The organism is Archangium minus (assembly GCF_044360475.1).
Classification (GTDB): domain Bacteria; phylum Myxococcota; class Myxococcia; order Myxococcales; family Myxococcaceae; genus Archangium; species Archangium minus.
The window spans coordinates 4944078-4966714 of sequence record NZ_CP043494.1; the positions used below are offsets into that span (position 1 = coordinate 4944078).

General features: G+C 69.0%; 8 protein-coding genes. 7 read left to right on the plus strand and 1 reads right to left on the minus strand.

Going from position 1 to position 22637, the window contains the following annotated elements:
* Positions 1-70: 70 nt before the first annotated feature.
* Together F0U60_RS20515 and gltE are read left to right on the plus strand one after the other, a co-directional pair.
* Positions 71-3673, plus strand: a complete 3603-nt coding sequence (locus F0U60_RS20515) for a tol-pal system YbgF family protein (protein WP_395822455.1) — start codon at positions 71-73, stop codon at positions 3671-3673.
* On the plus strand, positions 3673-5130 hold the full coding sequence (gene gltE, locus F0U60_RS20520; RefSeq protein ID WP_395822457.1) for an adventurous gliding motility TPR repeat lipoprotein GltE: 1458 nt from the start codon (positions 3673-3675) through the stop codon (positions 5128-5130). Before F0U60_RS20515 ends, gltE begins: the two co-directional genes overlap by 1 nt.
* Here the strand turns inward: gltE and F0U60_RS20525 are convergent.
* Positions 5127-5249: a hypothetical protein gene (locus F0U60_RS20525; protein WP_395822459.1), complete on the minus strand. Its 123-nt coding sequence runs from the start codon at positions 5247-5249 to the stop codon at positions 5127-5129. The genes gltE and F0U60_RS20525 overlap by 4 nt on opposite strands.
* On the opposite strand from F0U60_RS20525, the gene cglF reads away from it, so the two are divergent.
* From cglF to F0U60_RS20550, 5 genes are all read left to right on the plus strand, one after another.
* Positions 5248-5526 (plus strand): adventurous gliding motility protein CglF, encoded by a 279-nt coding sequence (gene cglF / locus F0U60_RS20530; RefSeq protein WP_395822461.1) that lies wholly within the window; start codon positions 5248-5250, stop codon positions 5524-5526. The genes F0U60_RS20525 and cglF overlap by 2 nt on opposite strands.
* Before the next feature lie 68 nt (positions 5527-5594).
* On the plus strand, positions 5595-7517 hold the full coding sequence (gene gltG / locus F0U60_RS20535) for an adventurous gliding motility protein GltG (RefSeq protein ID WP_395822463.1): 1923 nt from the start codon (positions 5595-5597) through the stop codon (positions 7515-7517).
* 112 nt (positions 7518-7629) lie between these two features.
* Positions 7630-8244, plus strand: a complete 615-nt coding sequence (cglE, locus tag F0U60_RS20540) for an adventurous gliding motility protein CglE (RefSeq protein ID WP_395822465.1) — start codon at positions 7630-7632, stop codon at positions 8242-8244.
* A gap of 12 nt (positions 8245-8256) precedes the next feature.
* A complete protein-coding gene (locus F0U60_RS20545; RefSeq protein WP_395822467.1) occupies positions 8257-10170 on the plus strand; it encodes a tetratricopeptide repeat protein in 1914 nt (637 codons plus the stop codon).
* Between the two features lie 99 nt (positions 10171-10269).
* Positions 10270-22536: a tetratricopeptide repeat protein gene (locus F0U60_RS20550; RefSeq protein WP_395822469.1), complete on the plus strand. Its 12267-nt coding sequence runs from the start codon at positions 10270-10272 to the stop codon at positions 22534-22536.
* The last annotated feature ends 101 nt before the right edge of the window (positions 22537-22637 follow it).

Consider the following 22637-nt stretch of genomic DNA (forward strand, 5'->3'; position numbering starts at 1 on the left):
TCCCGAAGAGTCCCGGACACTTGCCGAGCAGGCAAGAGAGCCGGCCGGTAGAACCCAGCAGAGGAAACCCATGCGCCGTACGCTCCTCCTCAGCCTCCTGCTCCTGGCTTCAGTTGCCAACGCGCAGGATAAGAAAGCGCCGCGCGACGCCAACCTCGGCAAGAAGAGCTCCACTGCCGTGGTGGACAAGTCGCTCGCGGGCGACATCAGCCGCAAGAAGGAGAAGCAGGACAACGCGCCCGCCCTCCAATACGACCAGTTCCGCCTCGGCGTGGAGACGCAGGTTGCCTCCAAGCGTCGTGAGCAGATTGAGTCGCTCAAGAAGATCATCTCCCTCTCGGCGGATCCGAAGGAGCAGCCCGCGCTCCTCTTCCGCTTGGGCGAGTTGTATTGGGAGGAGTCGAAGTTCTACTTCTTCGAGGCGAACCGGAAGGACGACGAGCTCCTCGAGGCGATGAACCGCGGTGACTCCGCCGGTCAGAGCCGCGCGAAGGCGGGCAAGGCCGAGCTGCTCACCCGGCAGAAGCAGTACGGCAAGCTCGCGCTCGAGCAGTACACGAAGATCGTCCAGGAGTACCCGGACTTCGAGCGCTCGGACGAGGTGCTCTTCTTCCTCGGCACCTACCTGATGGAGGACGGCCAGGACCGCAAGGCGCTGGTGGCCTTCAAGCGCCTGGTGGAGAAGCACCCCAAGTCCAAGTACATCCCCGACGCCTATCTGGCCTTCGGCGAGTACTACTTCAACAGCTCGAAGGGTAAGCGCGCGGAGCTGGAGAAGGCGCTCGCCGCCTACAAGAAGGCCGCTGAGTTCCCCGAGAGCCAGGTGTACGCCTTCGCCCTCTACAAGCAGGGCTGGTGCTACTTCAACCTCGCCGACTACGCGAACGCCAAGGACAAGTGGAAGACGGTGGTCCTCTACGGCGAGCTGGCGGGCGCGCAGGCCGTGGAGAAGGACGGCAACGCCAAGAAGAGCAGCTCGCTGGTGCGTGAGGCTCGCACCGACTACGTCCGCGCCTACGCGCGCGAGGGCGACGTGATGCTCGCCCGCGAGGACTTCTCCAAGGTCGCCACCAACCCGGACGACCGCTTCGCGATGATGCGGACGCTGGCGAACATGTACTACGGCGATGGCAAGGACCGCGAGGCGGCCATCACCTACAACTCCCTCATCAAGGAGAAGCCCCTGTCGCCCGAGGCTCCGGGCTTCCAGGGCCGCATCGTCGACATCGTCCTCCGCATGGGCAACAAGGAGCGCACCGTCACGCAGGTGCGCCGGCTCGTGAAGATCATGAAGGAGGTCGAGGGCTCCGGCGTCATCAAGGAGGAGAAGGACAAGAAGGCGCTCGCGGAGGCCAAGGATCTGGCCGAGCGGACCCTGTCCAACCTGGCCGTCACCTGGCACAACGAGGCGAAGAAGACGCGCGAGGAGGCCACGTTCGGCTACGCCGACATGATCTACTCGGACTACCTCACGCTCTTCCCCGAGAGCACCAAGGCGTACGACCTGCGCTTCTTCTGGGCCGAGCTCCTCAACGACAACCTTCAGAAGTACGACAAGGCCGCGGCCAACTACACGCTCGTCGTGTTGCAGGACGTGAAGCAGCTGGAGGCCAAGGACGAGCAGGGCAACCCCAAGCCGGGCAAGCCGGGCAAATGGCTGAACAACGCCGCGTACAACGCCGTGCTCGCCTATGACGAGATGGTGAAGGACGCCGAGTCCAAGGGCATGTTCAAGGCCGAGGACACCAAGGACGTCCGCAAGAAGGCCACCATCCCGCAGGCCAAGAAGGATCTGCTGGAGGCCTGCGAGCGCTACCTCAAGTACGTGCCCAAGGGCGACAAGAAGGTGGAGATCGCCTTCAAGGCGGCCAACATCTACTACCGTCACAACCACTTCGACGAGGCGGTGCTGCGCTTCAGCGAGATCGCGCTCGGTCACCCGGACTACAAGTTCGAGACCGGCGAGCGCGCGGGTGAGATCGCCGCCAACCTGGTGCTCGACTCGTACAACCTGGTCGAGGATTGGTCGAAGGTGAACGAGTGGGCGCGGCGCTTCTACAACAACGAGAAGCTCGCCACCGGCAAGTTCCGCGAGGACCTGTCCAAGGTGATCGAACAGTCGGCCTTCAAGCTGGTGAGCCAGCTCGAGGCGAAGAACCAGTTCGCCAAGGCGGCCGAGGCCTACCTGTCCTTCGTGGCGGACTTCCCGCAGACGGAGATCGCCGACGTGGCGCTCTTCAACGCCTCGGTGGACTACTACAAGGCGAAGATGCTGGATAAGGCCATCCAGGTCCGCCAGCGCATCATCGAGCAGTACCCGTCCTCGCGCTTCGTGCCCGAGTGCATCTACAACAACGCGGAGGCGCTGGAGGCCATCGGTGACTTCCAGGAGTCCGCGGACGTGTACGAGCAGTACGTGCGCGGCTACGAGGCGAGCAAGAACGGTGGCGGTTCCGTGGCCCGGGCCGCTCCGGCGCGTGCCGCCAAGAAGGGCAAGGGCAAGGGCAAGGCCGCTCCGGCCCCGGTCTCCACCAAGCCCGGCCAGCCGCAGAAGTGGGAGGAGTCCAAGGCCCAGGTGGCGCTCTTCAACGCGGCCACCTACCGCGAGGGTCTCGGCCAGTTCAAGCAGGCGCTGAGCCTGCGCGAGCACTACCTGGAGCTGTGGCCCAAGGCGAAGGACGCCGAGGACATCCTGCTCTCCATCATCACCCTGCACGAGAAGACGGGGAACTACTTCAAGGCCATTGCGCAGCTCGAGGAGTACGAGCGTCTGTACATGCGCAGCCCGAGCAAGTTCCTGATGGCCGAGGGCCGCATCGTCGACATCTACGAGAACAAGGTGCGCCGCGCGAAGGACACCGAGCGTCTCTACGCCCGCATCCTCGACTACTACGAGAAGCTGCCGCGCCGTCTGCAGCAGTCCCTGGAGAAGCCTGCGCTGGAGGCGGTGGGCCGTGCCCAGTACCGCAGCGTGGAGCAGGACTTCCAGCACTACTCGCGGTTGAAGCTCTCCTGGGGCAGGCCGCCGAGCCCGGACAAGCTCAAGGCCTCCATCCGCGAGAAGAACGACTCGCGCGCCGTGGTGGAGAAGAAGTACGTGCAGACGGTGCAGATCGGCGCGGCCGAGCCTGCCATCTGCGCCCTGACCCGCATCGGCCTCATCTATGACAACTTCGCGGACAAGATCTCCAACGCGCCCATGCCCCCCGGCATCGACGAGGAGACCGAGAACGCCCTGCGTGATGAGTTCGCCAACCAGGCCCAGCCCCTCAAGGACAGCGCCGCCGAGGCTTTCGGCAACGCGGTGGCCAAGAGCCGGGAGCTGGACGTGTTCAACAGCTGCGCGTCTGAGAGCTTGAAGATGCTGCGCGACACCTACCGCCCGGAGCTCTTCCCGACGATGTTCGAGGAGAAGGTGGCCCTCTCCAAGGGTCGTGACCTGGCCATCGGCGGGGATGTGCTCGCCGCCATCCAGGACGTGCCGCCGCCCGTCGTCGAGACGGCCTCGGCCGAGCAGGGCAAGACCCAGGAAGAGGTCGAGGATGTGTCGGATCTCGCCAAGCGGCTCCAGCAGCAGACGGCCACCCAGGTCGATGGCCCGTCCGCCCCCACCAAGGAGGGCACGCCCAAGAAGGCCGGGACGGATGACCAGGAACCGGAGGACTTCCTCTAATGAATCGCCACCCCATGATGCGCTCACTCCTCCTGGCCGCGTTCGCGGCGCTGTTCGCCGCGGGCTGCGCGGGCTCCAAGGCCGCGACCAACGGCTCCGACACCACCGGTGGGAAGACGGGCACGGGCAAGTCCAACGAGCCGGTGTCCATCTCCAACCGCGCCAAGCTCCTCTTCGAGGACGCCATCAGCGCCTTCGAGGCCCAGAAGAAGGCCAACGCCTTCGACTACCCGTCGCTCGAGCGCAAGTTCAAGGCCGCGCTGTCCGCGGACGAGAACGTCGCTGAGGCCGAGTACAACCTGGGTGTCATCGCCGAGCGCCAGGGCAATACGCAGGAGGCCATCGCCCGCTACCAGGCGGCCCTCAAGAAGAAGCCCACGCTGCGCCAGGCCTCGGAGAACCTGGCGGTGATCGCCCAGAACTCGGGCGACATCGCCGGTGCGGTGTCTCTCTACCAGGGCATCCTGAAGATCTACCCGGATGACGCCAGCAGCCGCGCCCGTCTGGCGGAGATCTACCGGCAGACCAGCGACCACGATAAGGCGATGGAGTTCTCGCGCGCCGCCCTCATGCGCGATCCCCAGTCCGTCACCGCCTACAAGGTGATGATGCGCAGCTACCTGGAGCGCAAGCAGCTCGCCATGGCCAAGCTGGTGGCTCTGCGCGCGCTGAAGATCGACCAGAACGATCCCGAGCTGCACCACACCATCGGCCTCATCCTCCTCCAGGAGGAGAAGAAGGACGAGGCGCGTGCCGAGTTCAAGCGCGCCATCGAGGTGCGCCCCGACTATGTGCCCGCGCACGTGATGATGGCGCAGCTGACGCTCGAGACGGAGGACTACCCCGCCGCCGAGGAGCATCTGCGCCGCATCCTCCAGGCCGACAGCAAGAACGCCGCCGCCCACCTCAACCTCGGTATCGCCTACAAGGGCCAGGGTCAGTTCGACAAGGCCATGCAGGAGTACGACGAGGCGGAGAAGCTGGATCCGAAGATGGCGGCCATCTTCTTCAACCGCGGTGCACTGCTGCACCGCAACAAGGGCGCTCCGGAGCGGGCCATCGAGCTGTACCGCAAGTACATCGCCCTGTCCGGTGGCGAGGTGGCCCTCAACGCCGAGCACCCCATCTTCGGGCTGCTGCGCGAGGCGGAGTCCATCGTCCAGGCCCAGAACGAGGCCAAGGCCCAGGAGGAGCAGCAGAAGCAGCTCGAGGCGCTCCAGAAGCAGCAGCAGGAGCTGATGAAGGCGGAGGAGGGCAAGCAGGGCACCGTGAATGCCTCGGGCACCGACGCCCCGGCTCCAACCCAGCCCGCGGGGGCCACTCAGCCCGCGGGAGCCGCCCAGCCCGCCGCCAACCCGCCGCCCGCGGGGGCGCAGCCGACCCCGCCTGCCGGGACGCCTGAGCAGAAGAATCCAGCCAAGGCGGACCCGAACGAGCCGTCCGACGAGCTCTTCTAGCGGGTAGGGGTAGCGAGGGTGGGGGGATTGATGCGAATCTTCGTCCGCTGGCGCCGGAATCCGGCGCCGGTGGACGTGATGCGGAACCCCGGGGAGGGGAACCGCTCGGAGGCAGTCATGCGGAAGCTCCTGATGCTGTGTGCGGTACTCACTGTGACCCCTGCTTTTGCCCAGGATGATGGGGACAGCGCGCCGCCGCCCAGGGAGTCCAGTGGTGGTGGAAAGGCCTCGAAGGGCCCGCAAACCATCGACTTCGAAGACGATACGATCGAGGGCGACCTCACCAAGCCGGACGGTGAGTACGTCGAGGCGCGCAAGAAGGTCCAGCACTCCAACCTGATCCGCATCCGCGAGGACTTCGAGGACAAGGTGATGCAGTCGGTGGGAGAGCTGTGAAAATCCTTGGGAACCCACCGAAGCCCGCGTTGTCCTAGAGATCGCCGACACCCAACCAGGGAATTTCCATGCCTGTCCCACTGACACTCAAGGTCTTCAAGGGGGAGACGCTCGTCACCTCGAAGGACTTCGAGCGCGACATCATCAAGATCGGCCGTCTCGCCTCGGCCCACCTGTGCCTGGATGACGAGAAGGTCAGCCGCATCCACTCCGTCATCGAGGTCGCCGCCGACGGCAGCCTGTCCATTATCGACATGGGCAGCGTCGAGGGCACCTACGTCAACGGCAAGCGGGTCAACAAGGGCCAGCTGGCCTTTGGTGACGAGATCAAGGTCGGTGGCACCACCATCCGCCTGGACAATCCCGCCGCCGTGGCCGCGGTGAACCTGGCCTCCGCCGCCGCGAGCGCCGCTCCCTCGCCGGTGCCGCCGGCGCCGGTGGAGACCTCGCTGGCCGCTGGCCTCGCGCAGACGGCTGTTTCCCCGGCTGCGGCCGCAACGCCTGCCCCTGTGGCGGTGGTGCAGCAGCCGGTGGCGGCTGCCGCTCCTGCGCCGAAGGCAGTGGCTCAGCCGGTGGCGGCTCCCGTGGCGGAGGCTCCTGCCGCCGAGCCCGCTCCGCGCGTTCGCCGGGTCGCCCGCAAGGGCAGCGGTCCGCTCGGACTGGGCCTGCACTTCATGTGGGGCGACCAGCGCGTGGGCGAGTTCTTCCTCACGCCGGGCAAGAAGCAGAGCTTGACCGTGGGCAGCGCCAAGGGCGTCGACTTCATCATGGGTGACGCGAAGCTGGGCGGTGAGCGCTTCGAGGTGGTGCGCTCGGATGGCCAGTCCTTCACCGTGCTCTTCACCGGCAAGATGAAGGGTGAGCTCACCCGCAAGGGCGAGACCATGGACCTCAAGGCCGTCATCGAGTCCGGCAAGGCCAGCCACGAGGGCGAGGCCTATGCGCTCACCCTGAAGGAGGACGACTTCCTCGCGGTGGACCTGGGCGGCGTGACGCTGGAGGCCCTCTTCGAGTCCGTGCCCAAGCGGGCCTTCGCGCCCCTGTCGGAGTCGGTGGACTATGCCATCGTCAACATCTTCCTGGTGATGTTCTTCCTCGCGTCGATGTTCGTCATCAGCGCGTCGAACCTCGCCGCGGCGGGTGATGAGTACGCGGACGAGCTGGCGGGCAACAACTCGCGCATCGCCAAGCTCATCGTCAAGCCGCCCGAGACGCAGAAGAACAAGTTCCTCGAGAAGCTCAACCAGCAGAAGGCCGAGAAGCAGGCCGAGAAGGCTGCCAAGGCGAAGAAGGACGAGGCGCAGACGGCCAAGAAGGACGTCCCCAAGCAGCAGGCCTCGTCCCAGGCCAAGCCCGACAAGCGGGCGGCGGCCAAGAACATGGCCGCGAAGATCTTCGGCGGGAAGGGCGGCGCCGCGAGCCTCTTCGGCGGTGGCGGCCTGGGCGGTGATCTGAAGAGCGCCATGGGCAACATGTTCGGCGCCAAGGGCGCTACGGCCGGTGGCTTCGGCGGCCTTGGTCTGCGCGGCGGTGGCGGCGGTGGCGGTGGCGGTGGTGAGACCATCGGCATCGGTGCCGTCGGTACCAAGGGCCGTGGTGGCGGCATGGGTGGCTACGGCTCCGGCGTGGGTGGCCTGGGCGGCAAGCAGAGCGTGGACGTGGGCATCGCGGCCGAGGACGCCACGGTGACCGGCTCGCTCGACAAGGAGCTCATCCGTCAGGTCATCCAGCGCAACAAGGGGCAGATCCGCTTCTGCTACGAGAGCCTGCTCAACCGTTACCCGAAGCTGGGCGGTAAGGTGTCCATCCGCTTCACCATCGCCTCCGAGGGCAACGTGGTCACCTCGTCGGTGGCCCAGTCCACCGCGGGCAACGCCGAGCTGGAGCAGTGCGTGGCCGGCCGCGTCCGCACCTGGTCGTTCCCCAAGCCCAAGGGCGGCGGTTCGGTGGTCGTCACCTACCCGTTCATCTTCAAGGCGGCCGGCGAGTAATCGCTTCCGCTGAGTGAAAACATTCAGATGGGCGGTTCCGTTATGACGGAGCCGCCCATCTTGCTTTTTGGCGCTGGCGTCTCCGTGCTGCTGGGCTAACGTCCGAGCTTGCATGAAAGCCCTTCGCCCCTTTGTCGTTTGTGCCGCACTGGCGCTCCCTTCGCTCGCGAACGCGCAGGCCGCTGGTGACAGGCCGGCCGAGACCATCGAGGAGATTGAGCGCGGGCTCTACTTCTCGGTGCTTGGCGGCCCCTTGTTCATCGTGAACCCTCCCGCGTCCCAGGGTCCTCGGCCCTTCTCTCCCGGGCAGATGGCCCAGGTGGAAGTGGGCGTGGACATCGGAGAGCGCCTGTCGCTGGGCATCTTCGTGATGGGTGCCTCCAACCGAGCTGGCTCGGAGTACGTGGGCAACTCGGGAGGCGCGGCCTCTGGTGACTTCTCCATGTTGGTGCCCGGCGCCGTGGCGCGCTTCCACCTCGTGGGATTCGCCGATGCCCAGGAGGTCAAGCGCACGTGGATCTACGTCCGCGGTGGCGCTGGTTACGCCTTGTTCAGGCCGAAGCAGCTCCTGCCAGACCCCGACATTCTGGTTTTCGCCGGACCGGGACTGGAGTACTACACACGCCTTCGCCACTTCTCGGTGGGTATCGAGGTGACGGGGAGCTTCTTCGTCCAGTCTCAGTCATTCGGGTTCGCGGTGACGCCGAACCTTCGCTACGCGTTCTAGCGGGAGAAACACGTGCCTCAGGAGAATGGAAGCGGTGGGCCGCGCGGTGGGCGGGGCCGGGAGGGCGGCGGTGGTGCGCCTGGCCAGGGTCCGCGTCGTGACGGTCCGGGTGGTTTTGGTGGTCGCGACGGCGGTCGCGGCCGGGGTGATGGACCCGGGCGTGGCCGGGGTCGTGATCGTGCGGAAGGGCCCGTCGGTCCGGGCCAGCGTGTCATCGCCGAGCTGAGCATTCTGGAGAAGGCGCTGGGCAAGGCGGATTTCGCCTCCCAGAAGTCGCCGCTCGAGACGATTGTCCGCTCGCTGCGGTCCATGCGGGTGAAGTCGCTCGATGAGCTGGATCTCAACGTGCGTGGCCGGCTCATCACCACGTTGCTGCGCGTCCAGCGCCAGACCAAGCCCCCCGCGCCCGAGGCGGCTCCCGCCGAAGGAGCCACGGGTGGAGCGGAGGCCGCACAGCCGCCTCCGGAGGCTCCGGCCGCCGAGGCTCCGCAGGCGAGCCCCGCGGAGGGCGCAGAGGCTTCCACCCCCGCTCCGGCCGAGGGCGCCGCGCCGGCGGCCCCAGCGGCGGATCCGGTGAAGGAGAAGTTCAACGCCTACGTGGATGTCATGTACCTGGTGGGTCGCGCCTGGCGCGCCGCTGGGGATCAGGAGCGTGCCGCGGCGGCCTTTGCGCTGAGCGGGCGCGAGCCGCAGCCCGAGCGTGAGGAGCCCGCTGCTCCTGCCCGTCCCACGGGAGAGCGTCGTGAGGGTGATCGCCGCGAGGGCCGTGAGCGCGGCGAGCGTCGTGAGGGCCGTGAGCGTCGTGAGGGCCGTGAGCGTGGCGAGCGTCGCGAGGGCCGTGAAGGTGAGCGCGGCGAGCGTCGTGAGCGCCGGGAGCGTGTCCCCGAGGGTGAGCGCGGCGATCGTGAGCGTCGGCAGCCCCTGCCCGAGCTGACGGGTGACTGGACGGAGCAGGTGAAGCAGCTCGAGAGCATGGGCCGTACGCGTGACGCGGCGCGCATGCACGAGCGCAACAACTCCTTCGCCGAGGCCGCCCGGCTCTTCGAGGCGGGTGGGGATGTGCGGAGCGCGCTGCGCGCCGCTCTGGCGGGCAAGGAGAACGACACCGCCCGACGCCTGATGGCGACGGTACCTGCCGACCAGCTCACCCAGGTGCTCGAGAAGGCCGGGGCGTACGAGCTGCTGATGGAGCTCTACATCGGCAAGGGCGACTTCGAGAACGTCGCCCGGCTGTACGAGCGTGCTCGTCAGTTCGACCAGGCGGCTCTCGCGTATGAGCGCGCCGGGAAGCTGGCCCTCGCGCGCAAGGCGTACGAGCGCACCCGCGACTTCGCTGCGGCCAACCGCATCCGGGACCTGGAGGTGAAGGCCCTGGTGGAGCGCGGAGATCGGCTCGGCGCGGCCACCTTGCTGGTGAACGCTGGCCGCCGCCAGGAGGCGGTGGACGTGCTCGGTACCCTCCCGCCGCCCAAGGCCTTCCACTTCCTCCAGCGTCTGAAGCTGGAGGAGGAAGCCAAGACGCTCGCGCAGAAGGAGCTCGCCCGCGCCGAGGCGGAGAACAAGCCGGCCGGCCGCGCCCGGTGGCTGGAGCTGCTCGGGGAGGCCGCCACCGCTGCGGCGCTCTACGAGGAGATCGGCCGCAAGGAGAAGGCCATGGGGCTGTATGAGCAGATTGGCCACCTGCCGAAGGCCGCGTCCCTGGCGGAGGAGCTTCAGCTGCGTGATCGGGCCATCGCCCTGTACACGAAGCTCGGCGATAGCGCGGGCGTGCAGCGCGCCGAAGCCCTGCCTGCTACCCCCCCTCCTAAGAGGCCCGCGGATGCCGCCGCGGCCGCGGAAGAGGCCGAAGAGACTGGGGTTGAGGGCGAGAAGGGCTCCGAGGGAAGCTCGTCCGCTCCTGCTGCAAACGAGCGAGAAAGCCAATAAATCTCGACAGTTGGCGGGATTTGCGGGATTGCTGGGGGCGGTGAGCGGGCGATAGAGTGCCGCTCCCGCCCCCTTCTTTTTTCGCGAGGCCCGCCTTACATGGACCAGCCGAACCTCCGTCGACCCGCCGAGCGAGTCGTTTCCGACCGGCCTTTCGCCGAGGTCGAGGCCGCGCTCGAGAAGGCAGGCCGCGTCGAGGAACTCATCCGTCTCTACGAGGGACGCGCGCGCGAGACTCCCACTGCCGAGGCAGTGCGAGTGCTGGTGCGCGCGGGGCAGCTTGCCTATGAGCGGCTGCGCAACCCGGCTCGTTCGGAAGAGCTCCTGCGGCGCGCGCTGCTGATCGCCGAGGACCCGCGGCCCGTTCTGCGTGGATTGAAGATCGTCTACGAGGCACGCCAGGACATGGCCTCGCTCGTGGACGTGCTGGAGCGACTCGGCGCCCTGAGCAAGGGTGACGAGGCCGTGTCCTGCTTCATGAAGGCCGCGAACCTCCACGAGCAGAAGCTGTTCCGGCGTGATCGCGCGGTGCTGTGCCTGCAGCGGGCTGCTCGCGTCAAGCCGGATCGCCCGACCTTCAAGCGCGCGCGCCAGCTCCTCATGGCCGAGGAGCGCTTCCAGCCCATCTTCGAGTCGCTGGAGCGCGAGCGCGCCGCGCTCGGCGGCGAGGGCATGGCGGAGGAGTACGCCACCTTCGCGGAGCGGCTGGTGGAGGATCCCACCGAGCACGTGCTCGCCCAGCAGGCGCTGACCGTGGCGCGGGAGCTGGACCCGAAGAACCCCCGGGTGGAGAAGGCCACGCAGACGCTGGAGCGCTTCGAGCAGTCGTGGCGCGAGCGTGCGCGCATGCTGCGCGGCATGTCCCTGGAGGAGCGCGATCGCAAGAGCGCGGCGCGGCTGTCCCTCTTGGTGGCCAAGCTGCACGCCTGGTACGAGCCCGCTGCCACGGACAAGGTGAAGGAGGCGCTGGACCGCTGCTTCCTGCTGTGGCCCGGCATGCCCGAGGCGCTCAACCTCATTGAGCGTGTTGCCGAGCGCAACGGTGACTTCGCGCCGGCGCAGGCCTGGCTCGAGACGCTGGCGGGCGAGGCGCGCGAGCGCAACGCCCAGGTGGACCTGTGGCTGCGGTTGGGCACCCTGCGCCTCACCCGGCTCAATGACGCGGCCGGGGCGCTCGCTGCTTTCGAGAAGGCCACCACTGTGGACCCGTCGCGCGCGGATGTGGCGACACTCGGCGCCGAGCTGTTGCTGGAGCAGGGCCGAGCGGCCGAAGCCCTCGCGATGCTGGAGCGCTACCTGGGCACCGTGAAGGACCGCGTGACGCAGGTGGCCCTGCGGCTGCGGCTGGCGGACCTGTGCCTGCATCAGCAGGACGGAGATGCCGCGCGCGTGCACCTCGATGCTGCGCTCAAGCTGGACCCCGCCAATGCGCTCGCGGCCTTCCAGCTCGCCCGCCTCCTGGCGGAAGAGGAGAACTTCGAAGCGCTGGAGCCGTTGCTGGACCTGGCGCTGCTTGCCCCACGTCCGCGCGCTGAGCGCGTGGCCTTCTGCGAGGGACTCGCGCTCCTGTACGAGGAGGCGGACAACGCTCGAGGGGCCTTCGAGGTGCTCGCGCGCGCCCTGGCGCTGGAGCCCGGCCGTCCCATGCTGCTGGACTCGGTGGTGGAGCACGCGAGCCGGGCGAACGCGGAGCCCGCGCTCGCGATGGCGCTCCGTCGTGCGGCGATGGTTGCGCCTCCCGAGGCGGCCCTTCCTATCTGGCGGCACCTCGCGCAGCTCCTCCAGGGGACGCTGGCGGACCCCGCGGGTGCCGAGGCGGCCTGGAAGGAAGTGCTCGCGCGCGCGCCGGGTGACAGCGCCGCGCAGGAGGCGGTGAAGTCGCTCCGTGCCGCCGCCGCGCTCACGGATGACCCGAAGGTGCGCCTGGAGGGGGAGATCGTCCGGCGCGAGGCCACGGGCGCGACCCCGGCCGAGCTCGAGCCGATGGTGCGCGAGCTGGTGAAGCTGTCCCCCGATGATCCGGCTCCCGTGCGGCGCCTGCAGGCGCTGTGTGTGGCGCTGTCGAAGTTCGAGGAGGCCGCGGCGCTGGCGGGGAAGTTGGCGAAGCTCGCCGAGACGCAGGTGGAGCGCAGCGACTGGGCAGGGCGTCAGGCCCGTCTGTTCGCCGAGCGCCTGAATCGCCCGCAGGAGGCGGCGGGACTCTTCCTCCAGTTGCTTGCGGAGAACGTCGCCACCGGCGTGGTGCTGGGCGGGCTCGAGCGGCTCGCGGCGGCTGGCGTGCGTACGGCGGAGATCGCCGAGGCGCTCGCCAACCACTACGGCCGCGGCGGTGACCACCAGCGCCAGGTGTCCGCGATGCTGCAGCAGCTCGAAGCCACGAAGGACGTGGCGGGGCGCCAGCGGCTGTTCGGTCAGATCGCCGATATCCACGAGAAGCATCTGGCCGATGGCCGTGGTGCTTTCGACCACCGCGTGCGTGCCTTGCGCGAGGCGCCCACGGACGAGGCGAACCGCGCCGAGGTGGCGCGTCTGGCTCACGATCTGTCCGCCCACGCCGAGCTGGTGCGCGTGCTGCGGACGCTGGCCACCGAGGCGGAGGCGCCGGAGCTCGCGGTGCAGCTGCTCTCCGATGCTTCGAGGTTGGCCGAGGAGTCCGCGGCGCTCCCGGAGGCCATCGGCGCGATGGAGGCGGCGCTGCAGCGGGTGCCCGAGTCGCCCGAGGTGCTCAGCCGACTCATTCAGCTGTACGGCAAGTCGGGGCGCGCGGCGGACGCGGACGCGCTGTTGCGCAAGCGCATCCTGACGGCCACGAAGGCGGAGAAGGTGGAACTGCAGATGCAGCTCGTGGAGCTCAACGCCGGGCTGGGCCGGCCGCTGGAGGCTGCCGAGGCGCTTCAGGCTGCCATCCACTCCGGCGCGGACGAGGTGCGGCACCTGCCGCGTCTGGCCGAGCTGTACGAGAAGGCCGCTCGCAACCGAGAGCTGGGCGAGGTGCTTGCCCGGCAGATTGCGCTCGCCGAGGACGCGGGTGACCTGGATCGCGTGGCTCGCCTGACGCTCAAGCGCTCGCAGGTCCTGCAGGATTCGTCGGGGGACCGCACCGACGTGGTGCGCAGCTTCGCGGACATCCTCCGCCAGCGTCCTTCCGATGCGGACGCCCGTGCCGCGCTCGAGGGCATGCTCGGCTCCGGCACCGCGCGCGAGGAGGCCGCGCGGGCCCTCATTCCGGCCTATGAAGCCACCAAGGACCACCGCAAGCTGGTGGCCGCGCTGGACGTTCTCGCCGAGGTGGCTCGCGACGACGCGGCCCGGGTGCTGGCGCTGCGTCAGGCCGCGACGGTTCACCTGACGCAGCTGCGTCAGCCGGAGTTGGCCTTCGCTTCGCTCGCTCGGGCGCTGCGCCTGGCTCCGGGTGACGCCGTCCTTCGCGTCGCCGCGCGCCAGGCCGCCGAGGACGCGGACTCGCTGGACGCCTACGCGGAGATCCTCATCGAGCTGACGGAGGAGGGGAGCACGGGCCCCGTCCGGGCGGGGCTGCTGCGCGAGCTGGCCGAGGTCCAGGAGAAGAAGCTCGACGATCGAGACGCCGCAGTGAAGGCGCTTCGGGCTCTGTTGGCGCTGGAGCCGAGCAACCTCGACTGCTTGCGCGCGCTGCAGCGCCTGCACCGCGCGGGCGAGGAGTGGGCCGCGCTCGCCGAGGTGCTGGAGAAGCTCGCCGCCGCCGCGCCCGAGTTGGCCGAGCAACTCGCGTACCTGCGCGAGGCCGCCCTGCTGCACGAGTCCAAGCTGGCCGACCTGGAGAGCGCCGCCGCGGCGTGGCGTGCCATCGCCGAGCGTGATCCGCTCCAGCGCGAGGCCGCTGTCGCCTTGGACCGGCTCTATGCGGAGCTGACTCGACCGAAGGATCTGGCATGGGCGCTCGGTCTGCGGCGCACGCAGGAAGGACAGAGCCCTCAGGGTCGCGAGGTCTCCTTCCGCCTCGCCGAGCTGCTGCGCACCCAGTTGGACGACCCCAACGCTGCACTCCAGCTCTACCAGGGCATCCTCTCCGAGGATCCCGGTCACCCCGGTGCCCGCTCGGCACTCGAGGAGTGGGTGAAGGCGGCCGTGCCGATGAGCGCGGGCGCTCTGGAGGTGCTCGACCCGGTGCTGGCCCGGTTGGGAGACCACGCGCGTCGCGTGGCACTGCGCGAGGCGCGGATGGAGTCCGCGCTCACCGTGGAGAAGTCGCAGCTCGCCGCGGACATCCGCCGCATCTACGAGCAGGACATGCACCAGCCGTCGCTCGCCTTCATGGCGGCGGTGAAGGCCTTCTCGCAGGGGGTGGATCGCGAGGGCCTGCGGTTGGAGCTGGAGCGGCTCGCGCGTGAGACGGGCTCGCACGAGATGTTGGCCGAGCTGTACGAGGAGGCCGCCGCGGATCTGCCCTCGGGCGACCCGTCGGGCCTTGGACTGCTGCGTCGGTCTGCGGAGCTGCGCGAGCAGCTCGGCCAGACGGAGGAGGCTGCAAGCGTCTGGAAGAAGATCCTCGAGGACGCGCCGCAGGACCGTCAGGCGCTCGAGGCCCTCTCGCGCCTGTACGAGCGGGGGCAGAACGCCAAGAGCCTCTCCGAGGTCTACGCCGCCCAATCGGCGCTGGCCAAGGACCCCGAGGACCGGCGCGCCCTGCTGGTGAAGGCCGGCGAGGCTCATGCCGCTGCGGGCGATGACGCCAAGGCCATCGAGACGTGGCGTTCGGCCCTGGCCATCCGCAAGGCGGCGGATGGTCTGCTCGCGCTGGACAAGCTGTTCGCCAAGGCGCGGCGCTTCGTGGAGCAGGCGGACGTGTTGGATCAGCTCGCCGAGCTGGCCACGGACAACGAGTCCCGCCGCGGCTTCATCCTGCGCCGGGCGCAACTGCTGGAGAAGGAAGGCAGCCACGCCGAGGCGCTGAGCGCGTATCGCGAGCTGATGGCGCTGGCCTCGGGGGATCCGCAGGCTGTCGCCGGTCTGGAGCGCATGCTCCAGGTCGAGGCGCAGCGGGCCGAGGCGGCGCGACTGCTGGAGCCCGTCTACCGCAGCCTTAACGACACCCGGAAGCTGGTGGAGGTGCTGGAACTCCTGCTGCCAGGTTCCCTGCCCGCGCAGCGGCTGGAGCGGATCCAGGAGATCGCCACCCTGCGCGAGGCGCTCGGCCAGACGTCGCTTGCCTTCGCCGCGCGCCTGCGTGCCTTCAACGAGGCCCCGCAGGATGACGACGTTCGCGATGACCTGGAGCGGCTCGCGGCCGACTCCGGCTCCTTCGAGGAAGTGGCGGCGGCGTACGAGGATCAGCTCGAGCGCGACGCCAAGGAGCCCCTGGCGGGTGACCTGTGGCGGCGGCTCGCGGGCATCTACGACGGGCGCCTCAAGCGCTACGATCTGGCGGTGCGCGCGCTGGAGGAGGTCAGCCGGCGCGATCCGCAGAACAAGCAGGTGCTGGAGTCCATCTCGCGCGTGCATCGGCGTACCGGTGCGCACCGCGAGCTGGGGCTGGTGATGCGCCGGCAGGTGGCGGCCGAGGCGTCCGTCGCCGCGCAGGTGAACCTGCTCTTCGAGCTGGCCCACCTCGCCGAGGAGACGCTCGCCGACAAGGCGCTCGCGGCGCAGACGTACCGAGAGATCCTCGAGCGCCGGCCGGAGGACGCCAACGCGCTCAAGCTGCTGGGCCGAGTGCTGACGCAGATGGAGCGTTGGCCAGAGCTGGCGCAGCACATCGAGCGGGAGATCCAACTCGCCGACACGCGCAACGCCCAGGAGGAGGGCAGTGAGCTGCGTGTGCGCCTGGGCCGTTTGCGGTTCAGCCGTCTGGATGATCCGCGCGGGGCGCTGGAGCTCTACCAGGAGGTGCTCCGCCGCCGGGCCGGACATGCCGGTGCGGTGGGTGCGCTGGAGGAGATGGCGCGCTCGGACAGCCCGCTGCGTGGCCAGGCGGCGCTGGCGTTGGAGCCGGTGTTCGCGGCCGTGGGCGATCACCTCAAGCAGGTGCAGATGCTGGAGTCGCGCGTCTCCGCCGAGCCGGTGCCCCAGGAGCGCGCGGCGCTGCTACGGCGCATCGCGGAGACGTACGCGGGCCCGCTGGAGAACGCGGAGATGGCCTTCCTCTCCGCCACGCGCGCGCTGCGTGACATGCCGGATGATCCGCGTACGCTCGAGCTGTGCCTCTCGCTGGTGGACAAGGCAGGGGCCGCCGAGGAGTTCGCGGCCGTCCTCTCCGAGATCGCACCGAGGGCGGGGGATGTCGCCCGGGCCGAGCTGTACAGCGCACTGGCCCGGCTGCAGGCGCGCCTGGGCGAGGACGACGAGGCGCTGGCCTCGTGGCGCAAGGTGCTGACGCTGCGGCCCACGGACACCGACGCGCTCGACAGCGTGGCGCGCTTGGTGGCCGATTCTGGTACGCCGCAGGAGCTGCTGGAGGTGTTGCGCCGCCAGCTCGCGAGCGCCGAGGAGCCGGCCCGCCGGGCCTCGGTGCTGCTGCAGATCGCCGTCCTCCAGGAGGAGAAGCTGCAGGACGGGCTGGGCGCACTGGCCACCCTGCGGCGCCTGCTGGACGTGAAGCCGGACGACACCGCCGCGCTCATGCGGATGGATGGCCTGTGCCAGAAGCTGGAGCGCTGGCCGGAGATGGCGGACGTGTTGGCGCGCCGCATCGCGCTCGTGTCGCCCGAGGAGGGGCTGGAGCTGAAGTTCCGCCTCGCGGTGTTGCGCGAGACGAAGCTGTTGGACAAGGCGGGTGCGCTGTCGCTCTACGGCGAGGTGCTCGCGCTGCAGCCCAACCACGCGGGCGCGGTGGGCCGCCTGGAGGCGCTGGTGGCCCGCGAGCCGCAGAACTTGCTCGCGGTGGAGACGCTGCTGAACGCCTTCCGCGCGAGCGGAGACGTGGGGCGGCTCGCCTCGCTCATCGAGACGCGGGTGGGCGTGTCCCCGGACTCGCACGAGCGCAAGACGCTGCTGGGCGAGCTGGCCACGTTGCGCGAGGCCCAGGGTGAGCCGGAGCTCACCTTCCTGGCGCTCTTCCGGTCCTTCAAGGAGGACCCGAACGACGCCGAGCTTCGCAAGCGGCTGGAGAACGCCACGGACGCGGCGGGCTCGTACGACGAGCTGGTGGTGGCCTACGAGGATGCGCTGCCGCGCGTGGCCGAGGCTCGTGACGCCTCGGAGATGTGCATCAAGCTGGGTCAGCTCTTCGAGTCTCGCCTGCAAGAGCCCGAGCGCGCCGTCATCTACTACGAGCGTGCGCGCACGCTGAACCCGTCGGAGCAGCAGAAGTCGCTCGTCGCGTTGGATCGGCTGTACGTGGCCCTGGAGGCGTGGCCGGAGCTGGCCAACGTGCTGGAGTCGCTCGCGTCCACGGCGGAGGAGACGGCGGACAAGGTGGGCTTCCTCTTCCGCCTGGGGCAGCTCGCCCAGGAGAAGCTGGACGGCATGGACCGCGCGGCCTCCGCGTTCGAGCAGGTGCTGGCGCTGGAGTCTGGGCACCTCGCCTCGGCGCGGCTGCTGGAGAACATCTATGACGCGGCCGGCGCGCACGACAAGCTGTACAACATCCTGAAGCTGCAGGCCGAGCGCGTCACCGGCCCCGAGCGCGAGCGCGTCCTCACGCGCATGGCGCAGGTGTCGGCCGAGGGTCTGGGGGATCTGGACCAGGCCATCACGCTGTACCGCGAGTTGCTGGCGAAGAACGCGCGCAACGAGCAGGCCTTCACCTCGCTGGAAGCCCTCTACGAGCGAGCGGGTCGGCACGAGGAGCTGCGCACGTTGCTGTCGGACCGGTTGGCGCAGACGTTGGATCCGCGCGAGGTGGTGCGGCTCAACGAGCGGTTGGGCCGGGTGTTGTACCGGTTGTTGAAGCAGCCGGCGCTGGCGGTGAACCACCTCAAGGCCGCGCTGGATCGCGACCCGCGGCACCGGGGCGTGCTGGACACACTGCGCGAGCTGTACGAGGAGACGGGACCGGCGGAGGAGCTGGTGGGCATCCTGCGGCGGCTCGTTCCGCTGCAGGAGTCGGCCGAAGGCGTGAAGGTGCTGCGCCTGCGGCTGGCCGAGGTGCTCGCGGGGATGGGCCGGCGCGAGGAGGCGCTGGACGCGGCCCGCCGTGCGCTGGAGGTGGAGCCGCACGTGGTGGCGGACCTGGAGCGCGTCCACGCGCTCTTCGTCTCGCTGCGGGCCTACAACGACGCGGTGCGCGCGCTCGAGCTGAAGGTGCAGGTACACCTGCAGACCGAGGAGCGGGATCAGGCTGTGGCCACGTGGTTCGCGGTGGCGGACCTGTGGGCTGGCGAGGGTGGCAAGCCCGAGCTGGCGGCTGGTGCGCTGGAGAAGGTGCTGGAGCTCGATCCGGCCAACCGGACGGCCTACGAGCGCGCCTGCGAGCTCTACCGCACGAACAACGACTGGCGTGCTTACGCGCAGGTGGTGGATCGCTACCTGCCGCACCTCGTCACCGAAGAGGAGAAGCTGGCCACCCTCAAGGAGCTGGCACGGGTCCAGGAGGAGCGGCTCGGCCAGAAGGACGTGGCGTTCCTGGCGCTCTGCCGTGCGATGCAGATCGACGCGGCGGACGACCACCTGCGCGAGGAAGTGGAGCGGCTCGCCGACGAGACGGGCTCTCACGAGGAGCTCGCCGCCGTCTACGAGGAGGTGGCGGACTCGCTGCCTCGGGGCCCGCTCGCCGAGCGGATGTACGCCACGTTGGCGCGCGTCCACGATCTGAAGCTGGATGATCCGCAGGCCGCGGAAGGGGCGCTGCGGAAGATCCTCGAGTTCGACCCAACGAACGCCACGGCGCTCGATGGGCTGGCGGGGATGTTCCAGCGGCGTGGCCGCGAGCGTGAGTACGTGGTGGCGCTGGAGCAGAAGCTCGAGGCCGCCGGCTCCATCGAGGCGCGTAAGGGCATCCTCCGGGAGATCTCCCGCGTCTTCGACGAGCAGGGGGACCCGGACGAGGCCGCGAGCGCGCTGCTGCGTGCGTTGGACCTGGAGCCGGACGCCGAGACGCTGGGCGTGCTCACCGCGCTGTACCGCCGCCAGAATGCCTGGAAGGACGTGGCGTCCACGCTGCTTCGGGCGCGTGACCTGGCGGCCACGGTCGAGGAGCGGGCACGCATCCAGGTGGAGGTGGCGAACGTCTACGAGCGCGACATCGGCGACGACGAGGCCGCGGTGGTCGCGTTCCGTCAGGCGCTCGAGTTCGAGCCGTACAACCTCCAAGCGCTCGAGTCGATGGAGCGGCTGTACACCAAGCTGGATCAGCCAGCGGATCTGCTCGCCATCTACGAGCGCATGCTCGAGGTCGTCTCGGACTACCGGGAGCGGGTGCGGGTGATGTTCCGCTGCGCGAGCATCTGGGAGGACAAGTTCCAGAACCCGGCCAATGCGGACGCCTTCATCGAGGGCGTGCTGGCGATTGATCCGCAGAACCTGCAGGCCATCAAGACGCTGATCCGCCTGCGGCGCATGCAGGGCCGGTGGGAGGACCTGATCGTCGCGTACGAGCGGCAGCTCCAGCTGGCCACGACGCCTCAGGAGCAGGCCGAGTTGTACGTGGAGATCGGCAACGTCTACCACCAGCAGCTCAAGCAGGTGGACCGGGCGGTGAACACGTACCACCAGGCGCAGGCGGTGGATCCGATGAGCCGGCCGGCGCTGCACGCGCTCGGCAAGCTGTACGAGCGCAGCGGCAACTGGCCCTACGCCCTGGAGATGCTGCAGCAGGAGGCGCAGCTGGCGGGTCCGGTGCCCGAGGCGGTGGAGCTGTACTACCGCATGGGCAAGATGCAGGAGGACATGCTGATGGACACGGGCAGCGCTCGTGTCGCCTACCAGAATGCCCTCTCCATCGATCCGGGCCACCTGCCCAGCATCCGCGCCCTCAAGGGCATTCAGGAGCAGGAGAAGGACTGGGGCGGTTACGAGCAGACGCTGCTCCAGGAGGCGCATCAGACCGAGGAGCCCGAGGCCAAGGCGCGCGCGTTGTTGGAGGTGGCGCGCTACAACGCCGAGACGAAGGGCGATCCGGACACGGCCACGGCCTACTACGAGGAGACCCTCAAGTACGCTCCGGACAGCCTGGAGGCGGCGCGCCCGCTGTCCGATGTCTACAGCGCGCGTGAGGACTGGGTGTCCGCCGAGCGGATGCTCGACATCGTCGTGCGCAAGATGGCGGAGCGGGCCATCGCGGAGAAGGACGCCGCGCTCGCTGCGGAGCTCTGCCGGCAGCTGTACCGGCTGGGCTACGTGGCGGACAAGCTGGGCAACCGGGACAAGGCGCTCGATTCGTACAAGAAGGCTTACGATCTCGACGCGACCTACCTGCCGGTGCTCGAAGGCTACGGCCACCTGCTTGTGCAGCACGCGAAGCGGTACGAAGACGCGCTGCGCATCTTCCAGACCATCCTCATCCATCACCGTGAAGAGCTCACGGACATGGAGGTGGTGGAGGTCTACTGGCAGCTCGGCGACATCCACGCGAAGCTGAACCAGCTGGATCGCGCGCAGAACCACTTCGAGAAGGCGCTGGCCGTCGACCCCAGCCACGAGGCGTCCCTGCGGGCCCTGGTGGCGCTGATGGACCAGTCGGGCCGCTGGGAGCGGGCCGCCGATCTCCGCCAGCAGCTCGCCAACGTGCTGGAAGGGGAGGCGAAGGCGAGCGTCTTCCTGGAGCTGGGCCAGCTCGCACGGGAGAAGCTGAAGGACCCGTACCAGGCCATCGATGCGTACACGGGGGCGCTCAAGCTGCTGCCCGAGTCGCTCGAGGTGATGGACTCGCTCTACGTGCTGCTGCGTGAGACGCGTCAGGGCCAGAAGGCCGCGGACACGTTGGAGCGGCTGCTCCGACTGCCCGCGCTGGCTGCCGAGCCGAACAAGGCGAAGCGGGTGTGGTTCGCGCTCGGCGAGCTGCGCCGGGACGAGCTGCGCGACGTGGAGGGCGCGGCCGTGGCGTTCAACACGGCGTTGGATCTGGACCACCGCTTCGTCGAGGCCTTCAGCGCACTCGAGGCCATGTTGGGTGGTGCGGGCCAGTGGAAGGCGCTGGAGGAGAACTACGCGAAGATGATCGGGCGCATGCCGAAGACGCCCGACACGCACGTGGCGCGCATGACGCTGTGGCGGGCGCTGGGCGACCTCTACCGCCAAGTGCTGAAGAGCCAGGAGGGCGCGCTGGCGGCCTACGGCGTCGTCGCCAAGGGCCTGCCGGACGACGCGCAGGTGCAGGAGATCTACGCCGAGCTGGCCGCGGCCACTCCAGGCAAGGAGGACGAGGCCATCGCCGCGCTCCGCCGTGCCCTGCCGAACACGGGCGAGCCGCGCAAGGTGGTGTCTCAGCTGGTACGCCTGTCCGCGCTGCGCAAGGACTACGACGGCGCGTGGATGGCCGCGCAAGCCGTGTCGGGGTTGCTCGGCGAGGCGGGGGATGACGAGAAGGAGATCCTCTCCAAGCTGGGGCCCTATGCGAAGCGCAAGGAGGTGGCCCAGCGGCCCTTGCCGGACCGGATGTGGCAGACGCACCTGCTGCACCCGAAGCTGCGCGGGCCGTTCACCGAGTTGATGGGGCTGCTCTTCGAGCAGGTGGGGCACCTGTACGCGGTGCCCTTCCAGAACTACCAGATCGTCCCGAAGAAGCACCGCATCGACCTGGCGAGCGCGCAGGAGTACCACGCGCAGCACTATCGGTACGTGGCACGCCTCTTCGGGATGGATGCGGTGGAGCTGTACTCGCCGCACCTGGTGGTCCGCCGCGAGAACATGGCGAAGCGCTCCAACGAGCCGACGCCGGATCCGCGCCTCAACGTGGAGGTGCTGCAGACGCACCCGCCCTGCGTGCGCGCGGGTGGGCGTTTCTTCGCGGAGCAGGGGCAGAAGGAGGCGTACTACCTGCTGGGACGGACGTTCGCGCTGGTGCGCCCGGAGCTGGCCTTCAGCCAGCGGCTGGCCCCGGAGCGGCTCGAGGCCGTGGTTCAAGCCTCGCTCGGCCTGGTCGTGCCCAACCTGCGCTTCACGGTGGATCCTCGACTGGTGGACGCTGAGCGCCGCGTGTTGGAGAAGAGCTTCAGCGATCAGGCTCGCGCGGCACTGGCCAAGGTGGCACGCGTCTACATGCCCACGGCCACGCCCGCGGATGTCCGCCAGTACCTCGAGGGTGTGGAGCTGACGGCGGCGCGTGCCGGCCTCTTCGCGGCGGGTGAATGCGAGCCTGTCAAGCGCATGGTGCTGGAGGAGACCGGATCGGCCTTCCGAGTCTCCACGAAGGCGAAGCTGAAGGAGCTGCTGCTGTTCGCCACGTCCGACGAACTCCGCGAGCTGCGTGTCGCGGTGGGTACGGACGTGGAGGTGCAGGTGAGGAAGTAGATGAGCAGCTCGAGTGTGCGTGAGACCCAAACAAGGGGCTCACCCGTTGAACCGGCAACCGGGCGGGCGAGGTCGGCATCCTTGACCCCCCCGGGTGCCAC

Bases quoted from the DNA above. Each gene is read 5' to 3' on its own strand.
- gltG (WP_395822463.1), top strand. From the start codon at position 5,595: ATGCCTGTCCCACTGACACTCAAGGTCTTCAAGGGGGAGACGCTCGTC.
- gltE (WP_395822457.1), top strand. From the start codon at position 3,673: ATGAATCGCCACCCCATGATGCGCTCACTCCTCCTGGCCGCGTTCGCG.
- F0U60_RS20515 (WP_395822455.1), top strand. From the start codon at position 71: ATGCGCCGTACGCTCCTCCTCAGCCTCCTGCTCCTGGCTTCAGTTGCC.
- F0U60_RS20525 (WP_395822459.1), bottom strand. From the start codon at position 5,249: ATGACTGCCTCCGAGCGGTTCCCCTCCCCGGGGTTCCGCATCACGTCC.
- F0U60_RS20550 (WP_395822469.1), top strand. From the start codon at position 10,270: ATGGACCAGCCGAACCTCCGTCGACCCGCCGAGCGAGTCGTTTCCGAC.
- cglE (WP_395822465.1), top strand. From the start codon at position 7,630: ATGAAAGCCCTTCGCCCCTTTGTCGTTTGTGCCGCACTGGCGCTCCCT.
- cglF (WP_395822461.1), top strand. From the start codon at position 5,248: ATGCGGAAGCTCCTGATGCTGTGTGCGGTACTCACTGTGACCCCTGCT.